The organism is Microbacterium sp., from assembly GCF_052099035.1.
Classification (GTDB): Bacteria; Actinomycetota; Actinomycetes; order Actinomycetales; family Microbacteriaceae; genus Microbacterium.
In genome coordinates this window covers 1-3,069 of the sequence record NZ_JBQDSX010000143.1, presented here as the reverse complement: position 1 = coordinate 3,069, position 3,069 = coordinate 1, and the positions used below count along the sequence as shown (strand labels likewise).

At 72.1% G+C, this 3,069-nt stretch carries 2 protein-coding genes and 1 pseudogene; 1 reads left to right on the top strand and 2 read right to left on the bottom strand.

Annotation, left to right across the window (positions count from 1 at the left end):
- A partial coding sequence (locus tag ACTIAO_RS17525) for a hypothetical protein (protein ID WP_441907336.1) occupies positions 1-1,287 on the top strand: 1,287 nt, incomplete at its 5' end.
- Here the strand turns inward: ACTIAO_RS17525 and ACTIAO_RS17520 are convergent.
- Both ACTIAO_RS17520 and ACTIAO_RS17515 read right to left on the bottom strand, forming a co-directional pair.
- Complete coding sequence (locus tag ACTIAO_RS17520) at positions 1,281-2,681, bottom strand: RsmB/NOP family class I SAM-dependent RNA methyltransferase (RefSeq protein WP_441907335.1); 1,401 nt, start codon at positions 2,679-2,681, stop codon at positions 1,281-1,283. The two genes, ACTIAO_RS17525 and ACTIAO_RS17520, sit on opposite strands and share 7 nt — an antisense overlap.
- Positions 2,678-3,069 (bottom strand): annotated as a pseudogene (locus ACTIAO_RS17515) (methionyl-tRNA formyltransferase); the annotation flags it as partial. The gene ACTIAO_RS17520 and the pseudogene ACTIAO_RS17515, both read right to left, overlap by 4 nt.

Here is a 3,069-nt window from a genome sequence, read left to right as displayed (position 1 = left end):
CGCAGCGAGGCTGCTACCGGGCAGGCCCCCGCGGAACATACGCCGGTCGAGCAGAAACAGGCAGACGAGACCGCCACCGAGCAGCCGCGGCACGAGCCGCGCACGACGCACGCGTCGATGACGCCAGCGCACCCGATCGGCGCGCCGCGACCGTCGCAGCCGCGTCAGAAGAAGGCTCGCTCCCGCCCGCAGACGGAGCTCGCGAACCGGAAGCGGCCCCGAAGCGCCCACCGTTCCGGCACGGGCATCCGCACGACGATCATCGTCGCGGTCGCCGTGCTCGTGATCGCGGGCGTCGGATACGGGGTGTTCACCTCGTTCAACGCGACGACACCGAACGATGAGCCGCAGGCGGTGCCCGCCGACATCATCGAGGAGGCTGCTCCCGCGGAGCGGGCGATCGAAGTCGGCAACGATTTCCTCGAGGCGATCCGCACGGCCGACGGCGACGCGGTCCAGAGCATGATCGGCAGCACGCTCACGGGCGATGCTTCGCTCATCACCGACGAGGTCCTGGCGGAGATGCTCGAGCGCCATCCGCTCTCCGAGACGTCCGTCACGGCCATCGGATCCGACGATTCCGCAGGCCTTCAGGACGTCGAGATCAGCTACCGGCTCGGCGATCAGGCCTTCGTCTACGAGATCGGCGTCGACACGACCGACCGCGATTCCACGGACGGTGCGGTCGACCTCGACCTGCCGCTGCTCACATTCGACGGAGGATTCGGCGACATGGAGATCACGGTCAACGGGGCGGTCGCCGCGACGGGGTCGGGCTCGATCTATTCGGTTGTGCCGGGCGTGTACGAGCTCGCGACGTCGGCCGACTACGTCGAGCTCGCGGGCGTTCCGGTCATCGCGACCACCGGGTTCGCGTACGCCTACACGCACGAACACGAGCCGACGCTCACGGAGGACGGGCTTGCTCAGTTCCGCAGCCGGGTGCGCGCCTCCGCCGAGGAGTGCCTGTCGTCGGCCGCGCTCGACGCCGGCTGCGAGCTCGCGGTGACGCCAGGGCTGCAGGGCGACAACTCCCTCATCGACGGCACCATCGAGCGCACGATCAGCGATGAGTCCTGGGCGGAGATCGATGCGCTCGAGCCGACCGCATCGTCATCCGCGCCGCTCGTCATGGAAGATGCGTTCTTCTCCGCCGAGGTGGTGTTCACGGGAGACTGGTCGGGGGCCTCGGGCTCCGGCCGCGATCAGATCTACGGCGGCCCGTACCTCGCGAGCCCCTCGGTCGACTTCGCAGACGCCGACCTGCCGGTCACCTGGGGCTACTGACGCTCGATCAGCGCCAGGAACATCGCGTCGGTGCCGTGGCGATGCGGCCACAGCTGAGCGGTCGTCAGCCCGTCCGCGCGCTCGGCGAGGTCGAGCGGTTCGCGTGCGACCGCCTGTAGGGAGGCGGCGGCATCGAGCAGCGTGACGTCGTCTCGACGATCGAGGATCTCGCGCACGACACCGGTCGTCTCGGCCGGATGCGGCGAGCACGTGACATAGGCCACGACGCCGCCTGGCTTCAGCGCGTCGATCGCGCGGTCGAGCAGGCCCGTCTGCACCTCGACGAGGTCGGCGACGTCCTGCGGCGACTTGCGCCAGCGCGCCTCGGGACGCCGGCGCAGCGCGCCGAGGCCCGTGCAGGGGGCGTCGACGAGGATCCGGTCGAACGCGCCCGCGTTCTCGCTCGCGAGGTCGCGCCCGTCGCGCTCGTGCACCTCGATGGTCTCGGGGATCGCCTCCAGCGCGCGGCGCACGAGACCGGCCCGCGCCGGGATCACCTCGTTCGCCTCGAGCAGCGCCGACGCGTTGCGGGCCTCCGCCGCCAGGACGGCGGTCTTTCCGCCGGGGCCGGCGCAGAGGTCGAGCCACCGCTCCCCCGCGACGGGCGCCCGGCGAGCGAGTGCGAGCGCGACGAGCTGGGATCCCTCGTCCTGCACACGCATCGCGCCGCCCGAGGAACGAACGAGGGGCTCCGGATCGCCGGACGGCGCGCGGAAGCCGATCGGCGAGAAGCGCGTGCGCGGGCTGCGCGGCTCGGCGAGACCCGTCAGGGCCGCCATCGTGACCGACGGCGACGCGTTGTCGGCGGCGAGCAGCTCCTCCAGCTCGTGCTCCCGACCCTCGGCTCGCAGGGCGCGGCGCATCGCGCGCACGATCCACACGGGGTGCGAGCTCGTCCAGCCGATCGCCTCGTCGTCGCTGCGGGCGAGGGCCCTGACCTGGTCGAGCCAGCCGTCGAGGTCGTTGCGCGAGATGCGCCGAAGTACCGCGTTCGCGAAGCCCGTCGCGCTCCGGCCCGACGACCGGCGCGCCAGCTCGACCGATTCGTTGACGGCGGCGTGCGGCGCAACGCGCGTCGCGAGCAGCTGGTGGGCGCCGAGCCGGAGTGCGTCGAGCACGCCGTGGTCGATCTCGTCGAGCTCGCGGCCCGCGGCAATCCGGATGATGGCGTCGTACATGCCGCGGCCGCGCAGCGTGCCGTAGGTGAGCTCGGTCGCGAGAGCCGCATCGGCCGGCGAGAGCCCTGCGCGATCGATCTCGATCGGCAGGAGGAGGTTCGCATACGCGTCGTCGGCATCGACAGCGTGCATGACGGCGAACGCGACCTCACGGGAGCGCTGCACGATCGTCGGGGGCGCATCGCGGCGCCGACGCGGGTCGGGGCGGCCGCTCATGATCCGAGCTCCACGTCGCCGCGGAGGCCGCGGTACCAGGCGTCGGCGGCCATCGCCGCCTTGCCGGCGGGCTGTACTCGGTCGACGAAGATCGCGTCGGTCGCGGTTCCGACCAACACTCCGCCCTGAGCGGGAGCGACCGCGCCCGGCGCGAGCGATCCCTCGCCGCGCGTCGCCGAATGGATCTTGAACCGCTCTCCGGCGAGCCGCGTGTGCGCCCCGGGCTCGGGCGTGACGCCGCGGAATCGGGCGAGCACCTCGTCAGCGCTGCGCGTGAAGTCGAGCAGGCCGTCGTCGATCGTGAGCTTCGGCGCGAGCGACTCCTCGCCCCGCTGGGGCCGGGCTTCGGCCGTGCCGTCGGCGATGCGGTCGACGACGTCGGCGAGCA